The organism is Streptomyces sp. SudanB52_2052, from assembly GCF_964272415.1.
GTDB classification, from domain to species: Bacteria; Actinomycetota; Actinomycetes; order Streptomycetales; family Streptomycetaceae; genus Streptomyces; species Streptomyces olindensis.
On record NZ_OZ186796.1, the window covers coordinates 1,694,660 to 1,717,604 of the forward strand.

General features: G+C 72.6%; 19 protein-coding genes and 1 pseudogene. 12 read left to right on the top strand and 8 right to left on the bottom strand.

The annotated features are described in order from the left end of the window. Window positions 1-4: 4 nt before the first annotated feature. From ACSUPV_RS07515 to ACSUPV_RS07530, 4 genes are read right to left on the bottom strand one after another with little or no spacing between them, the layout of a single operon-like run. Window positions 5-1,279, bottom strand: coding sequence for an MFS transporter (locus ACSUPV_RS07515; protein WP_359793108.1), 1,275 nt, complete (start codon window positions 1,277-1,279; stop codon window positions 5-7). After that, complete coding sequence (locus ACSUPV_RS07520) at window positions 1,276-3,345, bottom strand: hydantoinase/oxoprolinase family protein (RefSeq protein WP_436947166.1); 2,070 nt, start codon at window positions 3,343-3,345, stop codon at window positions 1,276-1,278. Before ACSUPV_RS07520 ends, ACSUPV_RS07515 begins: the two co-directional genes overlap by 4 nt. Continuing rightward, window positions 3,342-5,021 (bottom strand): hydantoinase B/oxoprolinase family protein, encoded by a 1,680-nt coding sequence (locus ACSUPV_RS07525; protein ID WP_436947167.1) that lies wholly within the window; start codon window positions 5,019-5,021, stop codon window positions 3,342-3,344. The genes ACSUPV_RS07520 and ACSUPV_RS07525 overlap by 4 nt, the downstream gene beginning before the upstream one ends. Beyond that, window positions 5,018-6,163, bottom strand: coding sequence for a tartrate dehydrogenase (locus ACSUPV_RS07530; RefSeq protein WP_436947168.1), 1,146 nt, complete (start codon window positions 6,161-6,163; stop codon window positions 5,018-5,020). The genes ACSUPV_RS07525 and ACSUPV_RS07530 overlap by 4 nt, the downstream gene beginning before the upstream one ends. A 210-nt stretch (window positions 6,164-6,373) precedes the next feature. On the opposite strand from ACSUPV_RS07530, the gene ACSUPV_RS07535 reads away from it, so the two are divergent. The 12 genes and pseudogenes from ACSUPV_RS07535 to ACSUPV_RS07590 all read left to right on the top strand — a co-directional run bounded on the left by ACSUPV_RS07535 (window position 6,374) and on the right by ACSUPV_RS07590 (window position 17,240). Then, complete coding sequence (locus ACSUPV_RS07535; RefSeq protein ID WP_436947169.1) at window positions 6,374-7,303, top strand: LysR family transcriptional regulator; 930 nt, start codon at window positions 6,374-6,376, stop codon at window positions 7,301-7,303. 131 nt (window positions 7,304-7,434) lie between these two features. Next, window positions 7,435-9,687 carry an MMPL family transporter gene (locus ACSUPV_RS07540; protein WP_436947170.1) on the top strand — a complete coding sequence of 751 codons (2,253 nt, stop codon included), beginning with the start codon at window positions 7,435-7,437 and terminating at the stop codon, window positions 9,685-9,687. A 44-nt stretch (window positions 9,688-9,731) separates the two neighbouring features. Then, the gene (locus tag ACSUPV_RS07545; protein WP_436947171.1) at window positions 9,732-10,451 is read left to right on the top strand and encodes a response regulator transcription factor; all 720 of its coding nucleotides are present in this window, start codon (window positions 9,732-9,734) and stop codon (window positions 10,449-10,451) included. Beyond that, window positions 10,448-11,863, top strand: coding sequence for an ATP-binding protein (locus ACSUPV_RS07550; protein ID WP_436947172.1), 1,416 nt, complete (start codon window positions 10,448-10,450; stop codon window positions 11,861-11,863). Before ACSUPV_RS07545 ends, ACSUPV_RS07550 begins: the two co-directional genes overlap by 4 nt. A 98-nt stretch (window positions 11,864-11,961) precedes the next feature. Further along, window positions 11,962-12,681, top strand: coding sequence for a GntR family transcriptional regulator (locus ACSUPV_RS07555; protein WP_037759841.1), 720 nt, complete (start codon window positions 11,962-11,964; stop codon window positions 12,679-12,681). 291 nt (window positions 12,682-12,972) lie between these two features. Beyond that, window positions 12,973-13,461 (top strand): annotated as a pseudogene (locus ACSUPV_RS07560) (acyclic terpene utilization AtuA family protein); the annotation flags it as partial. 166 nt (window positions 13,462-13,627) lie between these two features. Beyond that, window positions 13,628-14,335 (top strand): hypothetical protein, encoded by a 708-nt coding sequence (locus tag ACSUPV_RS07565; RefSeq protein WP_436947173.1) that lies wholly within the window; start codon window positions 13,628-13,630, stop codon window positions 14,333-14,335. Window positions 14,336-14,338: 3 nt separating this feature from the next. After that, window positions 14,339-14,536: a DUF4387 family protein gene (locus ACSUPV_RS07570; RefSeq protein ID WP_436947174.1), complete on the top strand. Its 198-nt coding sequence runs from the start codon at window positions 14,339-14,341 to the stop codon at window positions 14,534-14,536. Continuing rightward, window positions 14,533-14,733, top strand: a complete 201-nt coding sequence (locus tag ACSUPV_RS07575; RefSeq protein WP_436949999.1) for a hypothetical protein — start codon at window positions 14,533-14,535, stop codon at window positions 14,731-14,733. The genes ACSUPV_RS07570 and ACSUPV_RS07575 overlap by 4 nt, the downstream gene beginning before the upstream one ends. A 62-nt stretch (window positions 14,734-14,795) precedes the next feature. Further along, complete coding sequence (locus ACSUPV_RS07580) at window positions 14,796-16,121, top strand: MFS transporter (protein ID WP_436949881.1); 1,326 nt, start codon at window positions 14,796-14,798, stop codon at window positions 16,119-16,121. A 41-nt stretch (window positions 16,122-16,162) separates the two neighbouring features. Then, window positions 16,163-16,567: a PaaI family thioesterase gene (locus ACSUPV_RS07585; protein ID WP_031118335.1), complete on the top strand. Its 405-nt coding sequence runs from the start codon at window positions 16,163-16,165 to the stop codon at window positions 16,565-16,567. A 28-nt stretch (window positions 16,568-16,595) separates the two neighbouring features. Next, window positions 16,596-17,240 (top strand): TetR/AcrR family transcriptional regulator, encoded by a 645-nt coding sequence (locus tag ACSUPV_RS07590; RefSeq protein WP_031118336.1) that lies wholly within the window; start codon window positions 16,596-16,598, stop codon window positions 17,238-17,240. Window positions 17,241-17,252: 12 nt separating this feature from the next. Here the strand turns inward: ACSUPV_RS07590 and ACSUPV_RS07595 are convergent, their stop codons facing one another. From ACSUPV_RS07595 to ACSUPV_RS07610, 4 genes are all read right to left on the bottom strand, one after another. Then, window positions 17,253-17,417: a substrate-binding domain-containing protein gene (locus ACSUPV_RS07595; RefSeq protein WP_436947175.1), complete on the bottom strand. Its 165-nt coding sequence runs from the start codon at window positions 17,415-17,417 to the stop codon at window positions 17,253-17,255. Beyond that, window positions 17,405-17,602: a substrate-binding domain-containing protein gene (locus ACSUPV_RS07600; protein WP_436947176.1), complete on the bottom strand. Its 198-nt coding sequence runs from the start codon at window positions 17,600-17,602 to the stop codon at window positions 17,405-17,407. Before ACSUPV_RS07600 ends, ACSUPV_RS07595 begins: the two co-directional genes overlap by 13 nt. Before the next feature lie 72 nt (window positions 17,603-17,674). Then, on the bottom strand, window positions 17,675-20,047 hold the full coding sequence (locus ACSUPV_RS07605; RefSeq protein WP_436947177.1) for an SWIM zinc finger family protein: 2,373 nt from the start codon (window positions 20,045-20,047) through the stop codon (window positions 17,675-17,677). Continuing rightward, window positions 20,044-22,872, bottom strand: a complete 2,829-nt coding sequence (locus ACSUPV_RS07610; RefSeq protein WP_436947178.1) for an SNF2-related protein — start codon at window positions 22,870-22,872, stop codon at window positions 20,044-20,046. The genes ACSUPV_RS07605 and ACSUPV_RS07610 overlap by 4 nt, the downstream gene beginning before the upstream one ends. Window positions 22,873-22,945 lie beyond the last annotated feature (73 nt).

The following is a 22,945-nucleotide window of genomic DNA, read 5'->3' on the forward strand; positions in this document are numbered from 1 at the left end:
CTGGTCACTTGGCGAGGGTCAGGGCGGTGCGCCGTTGCAGCACACCGATCCTGGCCACGACGATGATCGACAGCGCGGCGACCAGGGCGATGTCGATGAGCATCAGGGGCCATCCGGTGATGTCGACCATCCCGCCGACCACCGCCGGGCCCAGGAAGCCGCCGCCGGCCCAACCGACGGTGTACAGACCGGCGTAGGTCCCGAAGACCCGGGCCGAGGGCGCGAGGTTCCACAGGACGACCACCGCGTTGACCAGGAAGCAGGTCGCGCCGGCCGCCGCGAGGCACAGGGCCACGGTGGCCCCCGTCGGGGTCCGGATCAGCGTCCCCAGCACCATGGCGCCGGCGAAGACCGTCATGCCCACGGCCATGACCCGGAGCCGTCCGTAACGCTCGGCGAGCACGGCCGCCGGGTAGGCCGCCAGGATGAAGGCGACACCGCTGGGCAGGGTGAGACCACCGGCGGATCCCCGTGACATGTCCAGGGCTTCCATCCCGTACGGCGTGATCAGGGACCGGGAGGCGGCCCACGCGCTGCCGAAGAGGAGAATCGCGAGGAGCAGCAGGAGGCGGCTGCGGTCGGTGTCCTTGAGGATCTCGACGAAGGTGTCCCGGACCCGTGGTTCGGTGCGCTCTGCGCCGTGCTCCTCTTCGCTCTCGGCCACCGCTGCCTGGTAGGCCGGGGACCGGTTGTCGCGCACGGTGGCCGCGAGCACCCCGATCGAGATCAGCATGATGATCGCGGGGATCGCGAACGCCAGGCTCAGATGGTGGTCGACCAGGAAGATGCTGATGAGCGCGGCGACGATGGCGGTGACGCTTGAGGCGATCTTGACCACGGCGTTGGCCCGGCTCCGCCGCTCGGGTGCGATGAAGTCCGGCACGAGCGCCTCGGCGATCGGCTTGAACGTGTTGGCGACGAGCGCGTACGAGAACAGCACCACGATCAGCAGCGGCAGGGACGCCGCGCTGTGCGGGATGAGGACGAACAGCGCGGCGGCGATCGGCATCCCGACCACCAGGTAGGGCATGCGCCGTCCCCAGGAGGTCCTGGTCCGGTCGGACCGGTTGCCGATCCACGGCTGGATGAAGATGCCGAGCAGGTTGTCCATGCCCATCAGCAGGCCCACGACGGCCGCGCTGGTGAGGTGCTCCCGCAGGAGCGGCGGTACCTGGGATTCGTAGAAGTTCCAGGTCGACTCCTGGGCGAAGACCGCGAGAGCGACCAGGAACGTGATGCGCCGGGTACGGGTGCGCTGCCCTGCTGACACCGTCGTCATGACTCGACCTCGACCACGAGGGTCAGGTCGTCGGTGACCCGGATCCGGCAGTCCGGCCCGAAGGAGCAGGACGATTCGCGTTCCTCGAAGAGGGCCGGACCTGTCAGTTCGGTGCCGGGCGTGAGTTCGTAGCGGTTCCAGACGGTGGCTTCGAGCAGCCCGTGTCCCGGGAAGTGCACCGGCCGGACCCCGCGGCCTGCCGCGCCTCCTCGCGCATGGCCGCCGTCCGTCGACAGCTCATGACCGGGCAGTTGCACGGCGAGCCGCCAGTTCACGACTTCCACGGCCCCGTCGAGGGAACGGCCGAACACGGCGCGGTACGCCGACTCGAAGGCGGCCCGGATGCTGGAGCAGCCGGCGGGGCCGAAGTCCTGCTCGGGCACGGCGACCTCGATCTCGAAGCCCTGGCCGAGGTAGCGCATGTCGAGCGAGCGGCGGACCCGCACCAGCTGCGGGTCCTTCGGCTGGAGCGTGTCGGTGGCGCGGGCCGTCATCTCGTCGTACAGCGCGGCCACGTGGGTCCAGTCGACGTCGGCGAGGGGCGACGGCAGGCTGCGGACCTCGTCGACCGTGGGAGCGGCGGCGAGGAGTCCGCAGGCGGACAGCACCCCGGCTCGCATCGGCACGATGACGCGCGGGATTTTCAGCGACTTCGCCAGCCCGTAGGCATGGGCGGGTCCGGCTCCGCCGAAGGCCAGCAGCGCGAAGTCGGCGGGGTCCTCGCCCTGCTCGGACAGGTGCATGCGGGCGGCGGCGGCCATGCTTTCGGTGACCACCTCGACGATCCCGGCGGCGGCGTCAGTGGTGTCGAGTCCCAGGGGACCCGCCACTTCACGGGTCAGCGCCTTGTGGGCCTCGCGCGTGCGCAGCCTCATCTCGCCGCCGAGGAAGTTCTCCGCGTCGAGGTGGCCGAGCAGCAGGTCGGCGTCCGTGACGGTGGGTCGCTCGCCGCCACGCCCGTAGGCGACGGGGCCGGGCACCGAACCGGCGCTGCGCGGTCCCACCTTGAGCAGCCCGAGTGCGTCGGGTGCCGCGATCGAGCCGCCTCCCGAACCGATCTCGATCATGTCGACGACGGTCAGGCGCACCGGCAGCCCCGAACCGGGCTTGAACTTGTCGACCCGCCCCGCCTCGAAGTCGTGCTTGAGCCTGGGCCTGCCCCCTCGGACGACAGCGATCTTCGCCGTCGTACCGCCCATGTCGAAGGAGACGACGTCCCGCTCCCCCAGCGTCCGGGCGACCGCGGCGGCGGCGATGACACCGGCCGCGGGGCCCGACTCCAGCAGCCGTACGGGGAACCGCCTGGCGTCCTCGAGGGTCGTGACACCACCGCCGGAGAGCATGATGCGAAGGGGCGCGTCGATGCCCCTGGCGGTCAGGTCGGCACGCAGGTCGTCGAGGTAGCGCGACATCAGGGGGTGCACATACGCGTTCAGGCAGGCGGTGCCGGCCCGCTCGTACTCGCCGATGACCGGGGCCACGGCGCTGGAGAGCGTGACGGGCAGGTCGGGGTGGGCCCGGGCGACCAGGTCCCGCACCCGGTGCTCGTGCCCGGCGTCGCGGTAGGAGTGCAGCAGGGCCACGGCCAGTGCCTCGACGCCCCGGTCCGCCAGATCCCGCACCGCCGCGAGGACGGCACGCTCGTCGAGCGGTTCGAGTTCGCGGCCGTCCGCGGCGATCCGCCCGGGCACCCCGCGGCGCAGGTGGCGCGGCACCAGTGGCTGAGCCGGCCGGGCGAGCAGGTCGGTGGTGTCGAACCTCGTCTCCCGTCCCATTTCGAGGGAGTCGCTGAACCCGCTGGTGGTCAGCAGGCCGACGACCGCTCCGGTGCGTTCCAGCAGGGTGTTCGTCACGAGTGTGGTGCCGTGCACGATGCCCGCGACGTCCGAGGGGGCCGTGGACGTCTCCTCCAGCAGGCGGGCGATCCCCGCGGTGATGGCCTCGTTGGGGGCGTGGGGTGTGGTGGGCAGCTTCCCGGGCCTGACCAGTCCCCGGCGCGGGTCGTGCAGCAGCAGATCGGTGAACGTTCCGCCGACGTCGACGCCGATCCGGACCGTGCGGCTCATCGGCCCGCCTCCTCACGTGCGTTCGAGCCCGCCGTCCGGGCCGTGCTCGGATCTCGCCGACCGGTGGGGAGGGTGTAGCCGGCGATCTCGTCGGCGATCAGGAGCTCGGGCTCGCGTTCCTCGGGGCGGCCGAACCCGCCGCCGCCCGCGAAGGAGATGACCACCGACGCTCCGGGGGCCAGCCGCGAGACCGACTTCAGGGGCACGCGCTCGCCGGAGTCCAGGACGACCTGTGCGGTGGCGCCGGGTTCACCGCCGGCCAGTCCGAGCGCCGGATGCCGCTCCCGGTCGCCGAGCAGCACCATCTGCACCGGACGGCTCGTCGGGTTGCGGACCTCGATGGTCTGGCCCAGCCCTCCCCGGCGTCGGCCCCGTCCGCCCGATCCGGCACGCAGCTCCTTGCGGAGGAAGTGCAGCGGGGACGCGGCCTCCAGGGCCTCGATGCCGCCGCCGCCCGAGTTGGTCGGGAAGGCGGTGGTGGACAGACCGTCCGACTCCTGGGACGCGCCCATGCCCGCGTTGGCGAAGAGCATGAGGCTGAAAGGCCGGCCGGAGTCGTCGACCCCTGCGAAGCGGACCCGGAGGGCGGGGGCGCCGCCGCAGTCGGCGATGACACGGTCGGGCAGCACCGGGGCCAGCGCCTGGTGGATCGCGCAGGACAGGAGGTGGCCGGTGAGGTGCCGTGCCACGACGGGCGCGGGGAATCTCGGGTTGACGATCGTGCCCTCCGGCGCGGTGACCCGGATGGAGCGGTAGGAGCCCCAGTTGGTCCGCGTGGACGGATCCAGCAGGATCTTCAGCGGATACATGGAGTAGGCGCGGGTGTAGTTCAACGTCGAGTTCGTCGCGAAGGGCACCTGGGGGGAGCTGCCCGTGTAGTCGATCTCCACCTCCTCGCCGCGCACGGTCACCGCGCACTCGATGTGCGTGGGGTGGCCCTCGACGCCGTCCGCGTCCAGGGCGGCGCGGTGGACGCCGTCGGGCAGGTCGCGGACGCCCGCCCGCATCGCGGCGTCGGTCACCGCGTGCACCTGGTCCGCGAACGCCTCGAAGTCCGGCTCACGGAAGTCGGTGAGGAACTCCTGGGCGCGTCGGCGGCACACGGCGTGCGCAGCGGCCTGCGCCTCCAGGTCGCCCCACACCTGGTCCGCCAGACGTACGTTCGCCAGCAGCAGGTCCTTGACCCCCTGCTCGACCCGCCCGGCCCGGAACAGGCGCAGCGGAGGGATCAGGATGCCCTCGGCGAGCAGTTCGGTGGGGGCCATCGAGGGTGTGCCGCCGATGTCCGGGGAGTGCGCCACCGTGCCGGTGAACGCGACGAGCCCGCCTCGGTGGAAGACCGGGGAGACCATGGCGATGTCGGGCAGGTGCCCGGTGGCGATCCACGGGTCGTTGGTGATGACGCTGTCGCCGTCCTGCCACTCGTCCGCCGGGAACCGTTCGAGGACCAGCGCGGTCAGCGAACTCATCAGGGCGGCGAAGACGGGGATGCCGGCCCGTGACTCGGCCATCGTGCGGCCCGCGCGGTCCATCAGGACGACGGTGTAGTCGTTCGACTCCCGGATGATCGTGGAGAAGGCCGTGCGCAGCATGGTGGAGGCGGCCTCGTCGGTGGCGGCGGCCAGCCGGTCCCAGCGCACTTCGAGGCCGACCGGGTCGGAGACAGGTCTGATCATGACGCCGGGATCCCCTCTGTGACCGCGCGGCCGGCCGCCGCTCCCCCGCCGTGGCCGGCGGGCGGCCCCCCGGTGATCCGCGCCGCGATGGCCTTGCCCAGGCCCACCGTGGTCCCCGTGCCCCCGAGGTCGGGGGTGACCACGTCGGGCTGCTCGTCCAGAACGCTCTCGATCGCGGCCACGACGTGCCCGGCCGCCTCGTGCTCGCCGAGGTGGGTGAGCATCATGGCGCCGCTCCAGATCTGGCCGACGGGGTTGGCGACACCGAGGCCGGCGATGTCCGGCGCCGACCCGTGCACCGGTTCGAAGAGGCTGGGGAAGGAGCGGTCGGGGTTGATGTTGGCGCTGGGGGCGATGCCGATCGTTCCGGTGCAGGCCGGGCCGAGGTCCGAGAGGATGTCACCGAACAGGTTGCTGGCGACGACCACGTCGTACCGGTCGGGCTGGAGGACGAACTTCGCCGTCAGGATGTCGATGTGGTCCTTGTCCGCGGTCACGTCGGGGTACCGGGCGGCCATCTCGGTCGCGCGCTCGTCCCAGTAGGGCATGGAGATCGAGATCCCGTTGCTCTTCGTCGCCCAGGTGAGGTGCTTGCGCGGGCGGGAGGAGGCGAGTTCGAAGGCATAGCGCAGGACACGGTCGACCCCGGTCCGTGTCATGACCGTCTCCTGGACCACCGTCTCGCGGTCGGTGCCGTCGAAGATCCGGCCGCCGATGCTGGAGTACTCGCCCTCGGTGTTCTCCCGCACGACGTAGAAGTCGATGTCGCCCGGCCGGTGGTCGCGCAGCGGACTGCGCACGCCGCGCAGCAGCCGGACGGGGCGCAGATTGACGTACTGGTCGAAGCCCCGCCGCATCTGGAGCAGGCTGCCCCACAGCGAGACGTGGTCCGGGACCACCTCCGGCCATCCCACCGCGCCGAAGAAGATGGCGTCGAACTCGCCGAGCACGTCCCGCCAGTCGCCGGGCAGCATCGTGCCGTGGTTCAGCCAGTAGTCGGCGCAGGCGAAGCCGAACTCGGTGACGTCGAGTGCGAACCCGTGCACCTCGGCGGCGGCCCGCAGGCACCGCAAGCCCTCCGGGACGACCTCGCGGCCGATCCCGTCGCCGGGAATCGCTGCGATGCGATAGCTGTGCGGCACGAATTGACTCCCAGTCGATGTGTTCGATGCGCAGGTTCGATGGCGGGCACTCACGGACACTCCGTCCGGAGGCGTTCCGCTCACGGCGCGACCGGGTCCTACCTTGGCCAGCGGCGACAGTCGTTACAAGGCCGTAACCGGCAAGGTACGTTTTCCCCCATGGAAAGCCCCCGGCGTTCTGGTCGCTCGTGGTCCAAGAGCCGTTCAGTCGTGGACGACCTGCACTTCTTCCACGTGGTCGCGTCGAGCGAGACGCTGACGGCCGCGTCGCGAGAACTCGGCTGCTCCCTGCCCGTCGTCAGCAAACGCCTCAGCGCGCTGGAGCGCCGCCTGGACGTCCGGCTCGTGCAGCGCGGCGCCCGCCGGCTCGTGCTGACGTCGGAGGGCGAGCTGTACGCGGCGCGCGTCGAGGCGATCCTCGACCAGGTGCGCGAGCTGGAGGACACGATCACCGACACGGCCGGGGGGTTGCGCGGGTCCCTGGTCGTCGAATGCACGCTCGGTCTCGGCCGCGCGCATATCGCGCCGCTGCTCGGCGAGTTCGCCGCGGCCCACCCGGACCTGCACGTCCGGATGCAGACGTCCGCGCTGCCGCTGCGGCCTCACCGGCGTGAGTTCGACGTGGCCGTCCACGTGGGCATGCCGCCCGACTCCTCGCTGCGCATGCGGCGGCTGGCGAAGAACCGGCGCGTGCCCTGCGCGGCGCCGTCCTACCTCGCCGAGCACGGCACGCCGGCCGGCATCGAGGATCTGGCCCACCACAACTGCATCGTGCTGCGGGAGAACGAGGGCGATTTCGCGCTCTGGCGCTTCGGGGACGCGGACCGTCCCCGGCATGTGCGGGTCCACGGCAGCCTGTCCAGCAACGACGGTGACGTGGTGACCGGCTGGGCGCTGGAGGGCCGTGGGGTGATCATGCGCTCGGAGTGGCACGTCAGGCCGCATCTGGAGCGCGGCGAACTCGTCCGGGTGCTGCCGCACGTGTCGACACCGGCCGCCGACATCTACGCCCTCCTGGAAGAGGACGGGCATGTCCCGCGCCGGGTCAGCGCACTCATCGACTTCCTCGCCGCGCGGCTCCCGCCACGGCTGGAACAGCATGCCGAGGGGCGGTCCGCGGCCACGCGGAGCGCCGGCTAGCCCGGCAGCCGCGCGTACCTGACGGTGCCGGAGCCGAACCGTCAGAAAACCCTCAAGTTCCTCGTCAGGCGGCCGTCAAGTCCCCTGCGAAGGATGGGGCGAGTCGTCTTCCACGAGTGAGGGAATCATTGATGGCTACGCTCTTGTACCGGCTGGGCGCGTGGGGTGCTCGCCGGTGGCAGCTGATGGTGACCGGGTGGCTCCTCGCCCTCGGTGCGGTGGTCGGTCTGGGGGTCTCCTTCGCCGGATCCTTCACGGACAGCGGCTCGATCCCCGGCTCACCGGCCCAGACGGCGCTGACGAAGATGGAACGGCACTTCCCCGAGCCGGACGTGCAGTCGGCGCGGATCGTGTTCCAGGCGCCGGCCGGCCGCAAGGTGACCGCGGCGGATCTGCGCGCGTCCCTGGAGGCGACGCTGGAGGCCACGGGCTGGGTATCCGGGGTGAGCGAGGTGGGTGACCCGTCCGAGAGCGGCACCGTCTCCGCGGACGGACGCACCGCGGTGGCTGAGGTCACCTTCACCACCAAGGAGGAGGACGACGTGCCGGAAGGCACGTTGGACGCGGTGCGGGCCGCGGGCGCCGAAGCCCGGCAGGCGGGGCTGAGGACCCTCTACGGCGGTGAGCCGTACGAGTCCTCGCATCCGCCCGTGGGACCCGGTGAGCTGGTCGGACTGGGCGTGGCCCTGGTCATCCTGGTCATCACCTTCGGGTCGCTGCTCGCGGCGGGGCTGCCGCTGATCACCGCGGTGCTCGGGATCGTCGGCACGATGGCCGCGATGACCGGTCTGGCCACGGCGTTCGACGTCTCCGACAACGCGCCCACCCTGGCGATCATGCTGGGGCTCGCCGTCGGTATCGACTACGCCCTGTTCATCGTCTCCCGGCACCGTGCCCAGCTCGGTACCGGTATGCCGGTGCGGGAGTCCATCGCCACGGCCACCGCCACCGCGGGCAGCGCCGTGATCTTCGCCGGCGCCACCGTCCTCATCGCGCTGTCCGGTCTGTCGATGGCCGGTGTGCCGATGCTGACCTCCATGGGGCTGGCCTCGGCCGGAGCGGTCGCGGTCGCCGTCATCACGGCGGTGACGTTGCTGCCCGCGCTGATGGGGATGGCCGGCCACCGGCTCACACCCAAGGCGCCCCGGCCCGCGGCCCGGCGCCGCCGGTTCCTGCCCATGGGCCGCAGGCACACCATGCGACGGGCGGCGTGCGGCGGCCGGACGGTAACGATGGGTGTGCGCTGGACCCAGGGCGTCCTGCGCCACCCCGTACGCACCCTGATCCTGGGCACGGTCGCGCTGATCGCCGTGGCCGTTCCCGCCCTGGAGCTGAAGCTGGCGCTCACCGACGAGGGTTCCAGTGCCCCGAGCAACTCCAGTCGTCAGGCCTACGACGTGATCGGTGACGCCTTCGGTCCCGGCGCCAACGGCCCCCTCGTCGTGCTCGTCGAGAACGACGACCCGGCCACCGTCAGCTCCACGGCCGCCGCCGTCGAGGACGAGCTGCGCGGGGTCCGGGGCGTCGCGGACGTCAGTGGTGTCGACACGGCCGAGGACGGGACGGCGGCGCGGATCCAGATCATCCCCGCCACCGGACCGCGGTCGGAGGAGACCAGCGACCTCGTCTCCCGGCTGCGTACCCAGACGCAACCGTGGGCAGGGTCCAGCGGCTCCTATGTGGCCGTCACCGGTATGACCGCGGTCAGCATCGACGTCTCCGACAAGCTCAGCGGCGCACTCGTGCCCTTCGTGATCGTCGTTGTCGGCCTCTCGCTGCTCCTGCTGATGATCGCGTTCCGGTCGATCGCCATCCCGGTCAAGGCGACCATCGGGTTCCTGCTGTCCGTGGGTGCCGCCTTCGGAGCCACCGTCGCGGTCTTCCAGTGGGGATGGCTGGCCGGCCCGTTGGGCGTGCCCAGCGAGGGCCCGGTGGCCAGCTTCGTGCCCATCATCGTGATGTCCGTGCTCTTCGGGCTGGCCATGGACTACGAGGTGTTCCTCGTCTCCGCCATGCGCGAGGACTACCACCGCCACCGCGACGCCCGCACGGCCATCCTCAACGGCGCCCGCGACGCCGCCCGTGTGGTAACTTCTGCCGCGCTCATCATGATCTCGGTGTTCGTCAGTTTCCTGTTCTCCCGCGACGCCGACATCATGCCGATCGCCTTCGCCCTGGCCTTCGGAGTCATGGTCGACGCCTTCCTGGTCCGTATGACCCTCGTGCCGGCGATCCTCGCGCTCCTCGGGGACCGGGCCTGGTGGCTGCCGCGACGCCTTGACCGCGTGCTGCCCCATCTCGACGTCGAGGGCGGGAACTTCCACGCTCCCGAACGGTCGGCCCCGCACGCCCCCGTCAAGGAATCCACCCCAGCGAGCCTGTGACGCATCCATGATCAGCAGAGCCGCTGCCGCCACCTGGAGCACCCATGAACGCCACCACCACAGCGGGCACCGCCGACCGCGTCCTCGTCATCGACGATGATCCCGGTATCCGGCGCCTGCTGATCTCGGCACTGCAGTTCGCCGGATTCGACGTCGACACGGCCGGCGACCTGAGCGAAGCTCTCGACCAGGTCGCCCGCCGTCCCCCGGACGTCATCGTCCTCGACGTGATGCTCCCCGGCGCCGACGGCTTCGAGATCCTCCAACTGCTGCGCGCCCGCGCCATCGACGTACCCGTGCTCTTCCTCACCGCCCGCGACGCCGTCGAAGACCGGGTACGGGGGCTGCGCCTGGGCGGCGACGACTACGTCACCAAGCCCTTCAGCGTCGTCGAGGTCGGCGCCCGCCTCCAGGCGCTGCTGCGCCGCGCCCGCGGTGGAACCCCCACCGCCGAGGAAACACTCCTGCGGTGTGACGACCTCACGCTCGACGACCTCCGTCACGAAGTCCGCCGAGCCGGCCGGATCGTCGAGCTCTCTCCCACCGAATACCGTCTGCTGCACTACCTGTTGAGTCACCGGGGGCAGGTCCTCTCCCGCGCCCAGATCCTCGAGGCCGTGTGGCAGTACGACTTCGGCGGGGACTCCGTGGTCGTCGAGCGTTTCGTCTCCAACCTCCGCCGCAAGATCGACCACGGCCGTACGCCGCTGCTGCGCACCGTCCGCGGCGTCGGCTACACCCTCCGAGAGCAGGACGACAGGTGAGACTCCGCGGCCGTCTTCCCTGGGCCTCCTCCAGCGTCCGCCTGCGCCTGCTCGCCGGGCTGGCCGTCCTCCTGGTCGCCGGCCTGGTCGCCGGCGCCGTCATCAGCGCCCTTCTCCTGGAAGACTTCCTGGACAAGCGCAACCAGGACACCCTCGAAGCCAACGCCGAGCGGGTGGCCCGGGTCATCGGCCAGGGACCGCAGACCGCCGATGCCGACCAGCTCGGTGCCCTTCTCGGTTCGCCCTTGGGCACGGTGGCCGTCGACGAGGACAACCGCGTCCTGCTGAGCACCGGCTCGGCGTCCCGGGCCGCCGCCGAGGTGGCCGCGCGCAGCGCGACGGCACCGACGGGTCGTGTGGTCACCCTGGAGGGCGGCGACCTCAGTGCCGTACGCATCCCCAGCCCTGGCCTGATCATCGACCGCGGGCCCGCCGAAGGCACCGTGGCACCGGCGACCGTCATCCTGACCATCGACACCTCGGTCGACGACGCCACCACCGACGCGCTCATCAGACGGCAACTGGCCCTGATCAGCGGCACGTTGCTGGGGCTGCTGGGGCTGTCCGTCATCGTTCTGCGCCTCGGGATGCGCCCGCTCGCCCGCATGGCCCGCAGCGCCGACGCCATCGCCGCGGGCTCCCTGAGCGACCGGCTGCCCACCCACCGCAACGGCAGCGAAGCCGACCTGCTGGCCAAGGCGGTCAACCGGGCGTTCGACGCCCAGGCCCGCGCGGAGGCGACGGTTCGCTCGCTGGCCGCCGACACCTCCCACGAACTGCGCACTCCCCTGTCCACCATCTCCGGCTGGCTGGACCTGCATCGCCAGGGCGGCCTTTCCGGTCCGGGCCTGGAGAGCGCACTCGAGCACATCGAGAACGAAGTGGGGCGGATGCGCCTGCTCGTGGAGGATCTCGCGCTGCTCGCCCGCCTGGACGCCGGCCGGCCCGTCGAGCAGGACGACGTGGACCTCACCGTCCTGGCCGCCGGCGTCATCGAGGACGCCCAGATCATCTACCCGCAACGCGACATCGCGATGGCACCAGCACCGCCCGCACCCGTCATCGGCGATGCCGCCCGTCTGCAACAGGTCCTGCGCAATCTCGTCGGCAACGCCGTCCAGCACACTCCGGCCCAGACCTCCGTGCGCGTCGAGGTGGCGCTCAGCCGGCAGACCGTACAGCTGAGTGTCATCGACAACGGCCCTGGGATCTCCCCGGAAGACCTGCCCCGTGTCTTCGAGCGGTTCTGGCGCGCCGAGGCCAGCCGGAGCCGCGCGTACGGCGGTTCAGGTCTCGGCCTGGCCATCGTGGAGGCCATCGTCCACGCCCACCACGGACAGGTGGACGTGTCCTCGGACGTGGGCGTCGGAACCACCGTCACCATCCGCCTCCCGCGCGGCCGTCGCCCCTGACGACCGACGCACCGCACCGCACCGGCACGGTCGGCAAGCCGCCGCCCGGGCACCGAGGTCCTGTTGACAGTTCTGCTGTAGCACATACGCTACGGCGCATGGCACAGCTTCCGCAGCTCGCGCTCTCCGCCACCCTGGGCGACCAGGCGTACGCGGCGATCCGTGAGGCGATCGTCTCGGGCGTCCTCGAACGAGGTCAGAAGGTGACCGAGCGGGGGCTCGCCGAGTCTCTCGACATCAGCGCGACACCGGTACGTGAGGCGTTGCGCCGTCTGGAGCAGGACCGACTGGTGGAGCGGACCGGCCCGCGTTCGGTGCGCATCGCGCAGTACGCGGAGGAGGAGCTGCGGGAGTTCTCGATGATCGGGGACTCGCTTCGCGCGCTGGCGGCGCGTCTGGCCGCGGAGAAGTCGACCGCGGAACAGAGGCGGCAGATGCGGGCCGTCCTCGACAAGGCCGACCGCCTGCGGGGCCAGGCGGTCGGACTCACTCCCGGCGGCGACGAAGAGCGGAAGCTGATCGAGGAGATCCTGCACTGCATGCGGCAGTTCCACAGCCTGGTGGAGCAGGCCGGCGGGAACGCGACGTTGCTGCAGATGCTGCAGATGGTCGACGCCTTCGGCGCGGACGAACGACGCGACAGCGTCCTGTCCGAGGTCAGCGGCGAACGACGCGGCGCCGTGGACGCGCGCTACCACCAGCATCGCGCCATCTACGACGCCATCGCCGCCGGAGACGGCAGGCGTGCGGAAGAGCTGATGAACGCGCACAGTCGGGCGTCGAGCTCCTCCCTGCTCACGGCGCGCTTCTCGCACTGAGCGGCGCCCGAAGCGGTCGCTCTCTCCCCAGGAAGCTATAGCAAATAGCGACTGAGCGGAGAGGCACACCACATACGTGCTATGGCATATGGCGAAGGAGCCGCCGTGCCCGACCTCGCACCTCAGCCCGAGCCGCTCGAGGAAACCACCGTGGCCAGGCCGGCCGAAGGGCGGTCCACCGCCCCGGGGCGGATGAGCGCCGGGGACGGTCCTGTGGGTGACCCTGGCCGTCTTCGCCCAGGAGTCGACCGTTCCCCCTCATCCCATCCGTCAGGAAGGACAGAGATCCTCATGGAGTTGCGCATCCTCGCTCCCACCGGAGCACTCGGCGCCGGCTTCGACGCCGCCGCCTTCCGACGCGGTGTCGCGGCCCGCCCGCACGTCATCGCGTGTGACGCCGGATCGACCGACTCCGGGCCGGCCGCACTCGGCTCGGGCAGCCCCAAACTCTCCGACCAGGCCGTCGCCCGCGACCTGCGCCTGCTGCTCACCGCACGCGACGAGCTGGGCGTGCCGCTGATCATCGGTTCCTGCGGCACCAGTGGCCGTGACACGGGAGTCGATCGCGTGGCCGCCCTCGTACGCGACATCGCCGCGGCGGAGGACCTGCGCTTCAAACTGGCTCTGATCTATTCCGACCAGCCGACCGACCGTCTCCAGCGCCTCTACGACACCGGCCGTCTGCGGCCGCTGCCGCACGCCCCGGAGATCGACCGGGAGCTGTTCACCCGCAGTCACACGGTCGCCATGATGGGGGTCGAGCCCATCCAGGAGGCGCTGGGCGCCGGCTGCGAGGTCGTCCTGGCCGGACGCGCCAGCGACACCGCGCTGTTCGCCGCACTCCCCCGCATGCTCGGCGCCGACCCCGGCCTGACCTGGCACATGGCCAAGACCATCGAATGCGGCGCCGCCTGCGCCATACCCCCCCTCCGCCAACGGCCTGCTGGTGCACCTGCGGGACGACCACTTCGATGTCACCACGCTCGCCGAAGGCAGCCGTCTCACCCCCCGGTCGGTCGCCGCCCACACGCTGTACGAGAACGCCGACCCGTATCGCGTCGCGGAGCCGTCGGGCACCCTCGACACCAGCGACGCCACCTACGAGGCGATCGACGAGCGCACCGTCCGGGCGCGCGGAGCGCGCTTCGTCCCCGCGGACGGCTACAGCAACAAACTCGAAGGAGCCGAACTCGTCGGCTACCAGACCGTCATCGTCGGAGGAGTGCGCGACCAGGTGGTCATCCGGCGCCTGCCCGACCTGATCCCCTTCGCCAAGAAGTACTTCGCGGACAAGATCCTCGACGTGTTCGACGGTGCCGTGAACCCCGGCGACGTCGACATCGACTTCCGCCTCTACGGAGACGGGGCCGTACTGGCCACCGCGGAACCGGAGCCGCTGCACCCGCGCGAACTCGGCGTCCTCATCACGGTGACGGCACCCGACCAGGCGACCGCCCACGCGGTCGCCACCTTCGTCGCGCACGCCGGCAGCCACCTGCCCATACCGGAATACGACGGGCTGGTCTCCACCCTCGCCTACCCGTACTCCCCGCCCGAGACGGACCGCGGCCCCCTCTACCGGTTCACCCTCCACCACGTCGTCACCGGCGTCGGTCCCACGGAACTGTTCCGCACCACCACCGAGGAGCTGTAACCCATGACCACTCTGCTCGACTACTGCTCCCTGGTGCGCTCCAAGAACGCCGGCCCCTTCACTCTCACCTTCGACTTCATGTGCCACGACCAGGCGGCCTACGACGCCCTCGTCGCCAGCGGCTTCCTCAACACCTGGTCATCGGCGAGAACTACACCGACGCGGCCGGACTCGCACCGGACGACGAGCGCCGGCCCGTGACCGCGGGGAGCAACCGCCTCGAACGTATCCACGCGCTGCACGCCAACTGGCGCGAACACGGCATCGACGCGCGCCTCGACATCGTGCCCGGCACCGGCCACCACCACTTCGCGGTCCTCCCCGCGGTCCGGCGGTTCCTCGCACCTCAGGTGTCCGCGTCCCCGCGCCCCCGTCCGCCGAAGGTCCCAGAGCCGTGACAGCCGCGCGCAGACGGCGTCGGGCGGAGAAGGGCTGCTTCGACCGTCGCCTGATCGCACCGATGATCCTGGGCTCGATCCTCAACCCCATCAACTCCTCGATGCTCGCGGTCGCGTTGGTCCCCATCGGCCGGGCCTTCGGCGTGCCGCCCTCGCAGACGGCATGGCTCGTCTCCGGCCTCTACCTCGCGACGGCCGTAGGCCAGCCGGTGATCGGCCGACTTGTCGACACGTTCGGTCCGCGCCGGCTCTATCTGCTGGGCACCGCGCTGGCCGGCCTGGCCGGACTGCTCGGCACCCTCGCCCCGAACCTGTGGGTCCTGGTCGCCTCCCGCGTCCTCCTCGGATTCGGAACCTCGGCGGCCTTCCCGGCGTCGATGTCGCTGCTGCGTGCCGAGTCCGACCGCACCGGCCGGAGGAACCCGAGTGGCGTCCTCGCCGCGCTGTCGGTCTCCAACCAGGTCGTCGCGGTCGTCGGCCCCGCCCTCGGTGGCCTGCTGATCGGCGCGGGCGGCTGGCAGTCGATCTTCGGCGTCAACGTGCCGCTGTCCCTCATGTGCCTCGTCCTGGGCGCACTGTGGCTGCCACGCGCCACGCCCTCGGGCGGGACGACACGTATCGATGTGCCGGGCATGCTGTGGTTCGCGGGATCACTGACCGCGTTCATGTTCTTCCTGATGAACCCGGCGGTCGCCCACTGGTATCTGCCGGTGCTCGGGCTGGCCACGGGCGCGGTGTTCGTCCGCCGCGAACTCGGCGTCGCCCAGCCGTTCATAGATCTACGCGTCCTCGGCGGCAACGTGCCGCTGCTCGCCACGTTCACCCGGCAGTGCCTCGCCTACACCACGTCGTACGCCTTCTTCTACGGCTACAGCCAGTGGCTCCAAGAGGGCCGAGGACTCAGCGCGTCGCAGGCCGGGCTGCTTCTGCTGCCGCTGTCGGCGACGGCCGTCGGTGTCACCGCGCTCACGGGGCGCCGTAGCCGGGTGCGGGGCAGACTCGTCGTCGGCGCGCTCTTCCAATGCCTCGGCTGCGCGGCGTTGTTGCTCCTGCGGGCCGACAGTCCGGTGTGGCTGCTCGTCGTCCTCAGCGCGGTCGTCGGCATCCCTCACGGGCTGATCGGGCCGGCCCACCAGAACGCCCTGTACGCACAGGCCGACCCGGCCCGCATGGGCTCGACCGCGGGACTCCTGCGCACGTTCATGTACATCGGCGCACTGTGCGCGGCGGCGGCGAGCGCCGTGTTCTTCAGCGGCGGCGCCACCAGTTCCGGACTGCACGCCATGGCCTGGTGGCTCATCGGTGTGGCCGCCGTGTTCCTGGTCCTGTGCACAGCCGACCGGTCACTGGGCCGCGTCGGCATCTCCCGTATTGACGGCCTGAGTTAGCGCCGATAACTTATCGTTCTTCACTCAGATGGGAGCAGCCCGTGCCCGCACTCGCAGCCGAAGACGTCTACGCGCTCGCGCCGTACGCCAAGACTCTCGGAGTCGTGTTCGACGAGATGACGGCCGCCGGCGTTCGAGCCACGCTGGCGCACGATCGCTCGCTCTCCACCGTGGGCGGTGGCCTCCATGGCGGCGCGTTGATGGGACTCGCCGATGTGAGCGGTGCCGTGTGCGCCGCCCTCAACGGTCCGGCCGGCGCCGCACCGGCCACCGTGGAGTCGACCACGCACTTCCTCCGGCCGGCACACACGGACGTCGTCGCGACAGCCAGACCCCTGCGGGTGGGTCGCAACACCGTCGTCGAGGTCGACGTGCGCGATGCCGAAGGGGAACTGTGCGCCCGGGTGACCCAGGTCGTCACCGCGGTCATGCCGAAGACAGCCTGATGTCCCTCTCTCTCGGAGGTGCCCCGCTGTGACCGGCTCCCGCGTCCGTGCCGCCAAGGGCCAGGGCGGCCTGCTCCGCGAGCAACTTCTCGACGTCGCCGACCGGTTGCTCGAGGAGGGCGGCGCCGACGCCCTTACGATCCGCGCGGTGGCGACAAGCGCGGGAGTCACCCCGCCGGCCGTCTACCTCCACTTCGCCTCGAAGAGGGAACTCGTCCACGCCACATGCCTGCGGGTGTGGAGTTCACTGTTCGCCGAGCTGGAAGCCGTGTCCCGGGGAGTCCCGGACCCGGTGACGGCCCTCTACGAAACCTGCGTCGCCTACATCGCCTTCGGGCTTCGCCACCCCTCCCCGTACCGACTGGTGATGGATGGCGAGGCCACCGAGGCCAGTCGCCAGAACGAGGACGCGTGTTTCCGCTACTTCCGGGACAAGGTCGCGGCCTGTGTCGATGCCGGAGTACCGGTGGAGAGCGCCACCGAGACCGCCAGGCTGCTGTGTGCCGGCGTGCACGGCGCGGTCTGTCTCCTGATCCACCAGGAGCGTGACGCCTGGCCTCCGGACACCGCGAGCTATGCCACCCGGGCGGCGTCCTCAGCCGTGCACGGCGCTCTTCTCACCGCGGCTCACGCATCCCGGCCCTCGATGGCCGCCGTGCTGCGGCCGGGCTGAACCAGGTCCGCCTCACCGGCGTGGCGGGGCCGTGGAACCCCGCTGCACCAGCCTGGTGCGCAGCAGAGTCCGCTTGCGGCCGCCCCCGGCGATGCGGTCCCACAGCATGCCGGCGGCCTGCCGGCCCTTCTCCACGATCGGCTGGTGGATCGTGGAGAGGTCGATCAGGGCGGCCACCGGCGCGTCGTCCTCCCGATCACCGCGACATCGTCCGGCACCGCCATCCCGCGGTCCCGCGCCACGCGCACGGCGGCCGCCGCGTGCACATCGGACAACGCGACGACCGCCGTCACCTCGGCGTCCTCCCACAGGGTCCGGGCCGCCCGGGCGCCCACCGCTTCGTCGATCCCCGCCGCGTCCACCCTGATTTCCCCTCCGCAGCAGGTGTGGTCCCGCTTCCTGTCCCTGTGCTCGACCCTCCGGCAGGCGGCCCCTCAGGGTTCGCCGGGAATGCCGAGGCCCGTCAGCGCGCCGACCGGATCCAGATCGGGGGTGCCGCGTGGCCACCAGTCGTCCTGGCCGGGCTCGGACTCGTAGGCGTACCAGAGTCCGTCGCGGCCGAGGCGGAGCTGAACGTGGCCCCGGGGGTGGGTGAGGTGGTTGCGCCAGGGCCGGAAGGCGGGCAGGTCGGCGGCGAGGAGGAGCGGCCGGGCCCGGTCGAACCGCCCGGCCGGCGGGTCCCACGGCTCCTCCAGCACGGCCAGGCCTTCCAGCCCGCCCTGACGCCAGGCCGCTACCGCGCGGGCCAGGTCGGACGGGGTACGGCCCGCCGCGGCGGCCAGGGAGGAGTACAGCGCCCGAGTGCCGGCGGTGAGCCCCGAGCCGGGGCGGGCCGCGGCCAGGCGGACCGCGTCCTGCCAGAGGGTGAGCTGCCCGACCGGGTCGCGGCCGGTGGTGAGCAGGGCGTGGGCCCGGGCGGCGGCGTCCGTGGCCAGCTGGTCCAAGGCGAAGGGGTCCGGGCCGCCGGGGGCGGCCGGGTAGGCCGGGGGCTGCTCGGGGTGCGGGGGCGCGGGCAGCGGCGCCGGGAGGGGTGGGAGGGCGCGCGGCGCGACGACGTCACCGGCCCGCACTCCGGGTGTGGGGGCCGGTTCCCGGTCCTGCGCGGCGCGCGCCGCGCGGGTGGCGCTCAGCCGGGACAGCGCGTCGAGCAGTTCGCGTTCGCCGCGGCCGCGCAGCAGGAGCAGCACGAAGGGGTCGGCGTCGAGCAGCCGGGCGGTCTGGTAGCACAGGGCGGCGGCGTGCTTGCAGGGGTGGCCGCGGTCGGGGCAGCTGCACCGCGGCTCCAGGTCGCCGGGGCCGGGCAGCAGCGGCACACCGCAGTCGGCCAGGGAGTGCGGCATCTCCTTGTCGAGGAGCGCGGCGATGTGCCCGGGCCGGTCGGCTGCGGCGTCCAGGAACCGGTCCCAGTCGGAGTCGCCGAGGGTGCGCAGTCGCACCTGGACGCGGTACGGGCGCGGACGGCTGCCCCGCACGTACGCCAGGACGAGACCGGGCGTCACCGTGATGGCGTCGACATGCCCCTGCTCGGCATACCCCCGCCCGCGCTCCAGCCGCTTGGCGTCCAGCGCGCCCTGCTCCAGCGCGCCCACCCAGGCGTTCCCCCACCAGCTCTCGGCGAAGGTCGTGCCCTCCCGGGCCGGGAAGGGCGGAAAGGTACGGCGGTGGTCGCTGTCCCGGTGGGGGGCGGCCATGGAGCGGGGGGTGGAGTGGGTGGGGGTGGGGTTGGGGGCGGGGGTGGCGTCGGTGGTCGCGTCCGTCGAGGACCCCGACGGCGTTCCTGGGCCCCCCGCGCTGTCCGGCCCCTCCGGGGCGCGAACGGTCGACCCGTGCGGCAGGTCGGCCAGGGGGGAGGACGGGCTCCGGTGCCCGGCCGTCTCCTCCCTGGGGTCGGGCGCCGCGTCGGGCCGGTCATCGGGCGTCGTGTCCGGCAGGCTCGGCAGTCGGAAAGCACCGGACAGCAACTCCTGTACGTCACGCACCGCCCCACCCGCGCCGTGGTCGCGCGCCCGCCGCGCCGCTGCGGCTCTGTCGTCCACGGCGCTCTGCCGGGCCCGGCGCCTTCGCCGGGCGCCTTCCCGCTCGGTCTCCTCCCGGGCCCGCCGCGCATCGTCCCGGGCGGCACGCAGCGCCTCGCGTGCGATATCCGCCGCGCGGGGCCCGGGCCGGTCGGTGTTGCTGTCGGGCTGGTCGGTGTTACTGCCGGGCCGGTCGGCGTTGCTGCCGGGCTGGTCGGTGGCGCGGTCAGGCCGACCAGTGTCGCGGCCGGACCGCTCGGTGGCGCGGTCGGACCGGTCCGTGGCGCGGCCGGACCAATCAGTGTCGCGGTCAGCCCAGTCGGTCTCGCCGTCAGGCCGACCAGTGGCGCGGTCGGACCAGTCACTGTCGCGGTCGGACCAGTCACTGTCGCGGTCGGCCGTCGAACCCTGCCCGGCTTCCTTCCCGGGGCGCGCGTCGGCCGGGGCGGGTCCCGTCGGGCCCTCCTGCGGATCGGCGGGTGCCTCCGGCTCCGGGGGTGTTCCCACCGCCCGGGTGTCGTCGGGCGCACCGGTGCCCTCCGCCACACCCTCCCTGGTCGCCGCGCCCTCCCTGCTCGCCCGGTCCTCCCCGCTCGCCCGGTCCTCGCCACCCCGGCCGCTCCCCCGGTGCTCGGACACCGCCCTTCGCAGCGCCTCGCGCGCCACGTCACCCGGTCGGGGGGTCTCCTGGCCGGCGGGTGCCGGAGGGGCCGTCGGGTCCGGGCCCTGGGCCGCTCGCTCCCGGGCCGCCCGCAGGGCCCGGCGGGCCTCGTCGGCGGGGCGGGCCGTCATGCCGTCCTCCGCAGGGACACCAGGTCGGACAGCTCACGGTCCGTCAGTTCCGTGAGGGCCGACTCGCCGGAGCCGAGGATCGCGTCGGCCAGGGCCCGCTTGGCCTGGAGCATCTCCGCGATGCGGTCCTCGACCGTGCCCTCGGTGATGAGGCGGTGGACCTGGACGGGCTGGGTCTGGCCGATGCGGTAGGCGCGGTCGGTGGCCTGTTCCTCGACGGCCGGGTTCCACCAGCGGTCGAAGTGCACGACGTGGCCCGCGCGGGTGAGGTTCAGGCCGGTGCCCGCCGCCTTCAGGGACAGCACCAGGACCGGGGTCGAGCCGGCCTGGAAGCGGTCCACCATGCGCTCCCGCTCGGGGACCGGGGTGCCGCCGTGCAGGAGGTCGACCGGGACCGCGCGGCCCGCCAGGTGGGAGGTGATCAGGCGGGCCATCCCCACGTACTGGGTGAAGACCAGGGCGGAGCCGTCCTCGGCGAGGAGCGTGTCGAGCAGTTCGTCCAGCAGGGCGAGCTTGCCGGAGCGGGCGGCGAGCCGGTCTCCGGCCGGGGCGTGCTCCTCCTTCAGGTACAGCGCCGGATGGTCGCAGATCTGCTTCAGCGACGTCAGCAGCTTCAGGACCAGGCCCCGCCGGGCCATGCCCTCGGCGGTCTCGATGGCGAGCATCGACTCGCGGACCACCGCCTCGTACAGCGCGGCCTGCTCGCGCGTGAGCGGGACCGGGTGGTCGGTCTCCGTCTTGGGCGGCAGCTCGGGCACGATGCCCGGGTCGGACTTCTTCCGGCGCAGCAGGAAGGGCCGGACCAGGCGGGCCAGGCGCTCCACCGCCTCCTCGTCCTCGCCGGTCTCGACGGCCCGGGCGTGCCGCGCGCGGAAGGACTTCAGCGGCCCGAGGAGGCCCGGGGTCGTCCAGTCGAGCAGGGCCCACAGCTCCGAGAGGTTGTTCTCGACGGGCGTGCCGGTGAGGGCCACGCGCGCGGGGGCCGGGATCGTGCGCAGCGCCTTGGCCGTGGCGGAGTACGGGTTCTTGACGTGCTGTGCCTCGTCGGCGACGACCATGCCCCAGGCCTGCTCGGCCAGGGCGGGGGCCGCCGAGCGCATCGTGCCGTACGTGGTGAGGACGAAGCCGCCGTCCAGGCCGGCGAGGCTGCGGTCGGGGCCGTGGAAGCGGCGGACGGGGACGCCGGGGGCGAAGCGGTTGATCTCCCGCTGCCAGTTGCCGAGCAGCGAGGCCGGGCAGACCACGAGGGTCGGCTCGCGGCGGGCCCGCTTCAGGTGCAGGGCGATGAGGGTGATGGTCTTGCCGAGGCCCATGTCGTCGGCGAGGCAGCCGCCGAGGCCGAGGGAGGTCATGAGGTCGAGCCAGGCGAGGCCGCGCAGCTGGTAGTCGCGGAGGGTGGCGTGCAGGCCCGGGGGCGGCTCGGCCGGGCGGACCCCCGCGGTCAGGCGGTCGCGCAGGGTGGCCAGCGCGCCGACCGGGACGGCCTCGACCGTCTCGCCGTCCACCTCGGCCGTGCCGGTGAGGGCGACGGACAGGGCGTCGACCGGGTCGAGCAGCCCGAGGTCGCGCTTGCGGGCCTTGCGGACGAGGGCCGGGTCGACCAGGACCCACTGGTCGCGCAGCCGGACGACCGGCCGGTGGGCCTCGGCGAGCGTGTCCATCTCGGCGTCGGTGAGCGGGTCGCCGCCGAGCGCGAGCTGCCAGCGGAACCGGAGCAGGTCCTCGCTCTCGAAGAAGCCGGTGCCGTCGGTCGCCGAGCCGGGCGCGGGGCGGACCACCGCCGTGGCGGACAGGTCCTGCGCCAGGTCCCTGGGCCAGTGCACGGCGACGCCGGCCGCGGCGAGCCGGGTGGCCGCGACCCCGAGCAGGTCGCTCAGCTCCTCCTCGGTCAGGGCCAGCACGTCGGGCACGTCCTGCTCGGAGAGCCGGTCCAGGGGCGGCCACACCCGGGCCGCGCGGCGGACGGCGAGGGCGGCGTCGACCCGCGCGCGGGGGCCGAAGGCGGCGTCGGCCTCGCCCGCCCACAGGGCCGCCGCGTCGGCCACCAGGGTGGGGTCGGCGAGGCTGTGCACCTGGACGACGGCCGCGCCGACGCTGCGCGCCCCGCCGTCCGGGGCGTCGTCGAACAGGTCGTACGCCGACAGGTCCAGGCGGAGCGAGACGCGCACCCCGGCGTCCATGCCGGCGGCGACCTCGGCGGCCCAGTCCTGGGCACCGGGCAGACGCGTGGCCTCGCGGGCGGCGAAGGGCCGGCCGGTGGTGTGGGGCGCGGCCGGGGTGCGGGGCAGGGTGTCGGCGACCGCGTCCAGGAAGGCGCGCACCAGCGCTTCCGGTTCGGGCAGGCGGATCGGGCCCGGGCCGGGCAGGGGGACGGCGTGCCCTTCGTACGGCAGGGCGGCGGCGATCGCGCGCAGGTGCGCGATGTCGTCCGGGTCGAGGGGGCCGGCCCGCCAGGCGTCGTGGCCGGTGGCGGTCAGGCCGGGGAGGAGCCGGCCGCGCGCGGTGAGCCGCAGGGCGTGCAGGGCGGCGGCGCCCCAGCAGGCGGTGGCGGGGTGGGCCGCCGGGTCGTGCCGCGCCCGCACCAGGAGCGGCAGGGCCGCCTCCAGCGGGAGGGTCAGCGCCGGGGCGGTCCGCCGCCGGACTCCCGAGCCGTGGCGTCGTACGACGGTCAGCTCGGTGTCCTCGGCGGGCAGGGGCTCGCCCTCGGGGTCCCAGAAGGCGATCCGTCCCTGGCGCGGGAGGGGCGCGGGCAGGAAGACGGCCGGGAGCCGGACCGGTGCCGTGGGCTCCCCCGCCCGCTCGGCCACCGCAGCCGTGTCGCCCATACGTCCTGTCACCTCCCGCCCCGTCCGTCGGATCAGTTGTCTCCGACTCTACGGGCGGGGTCTGACAATCGGC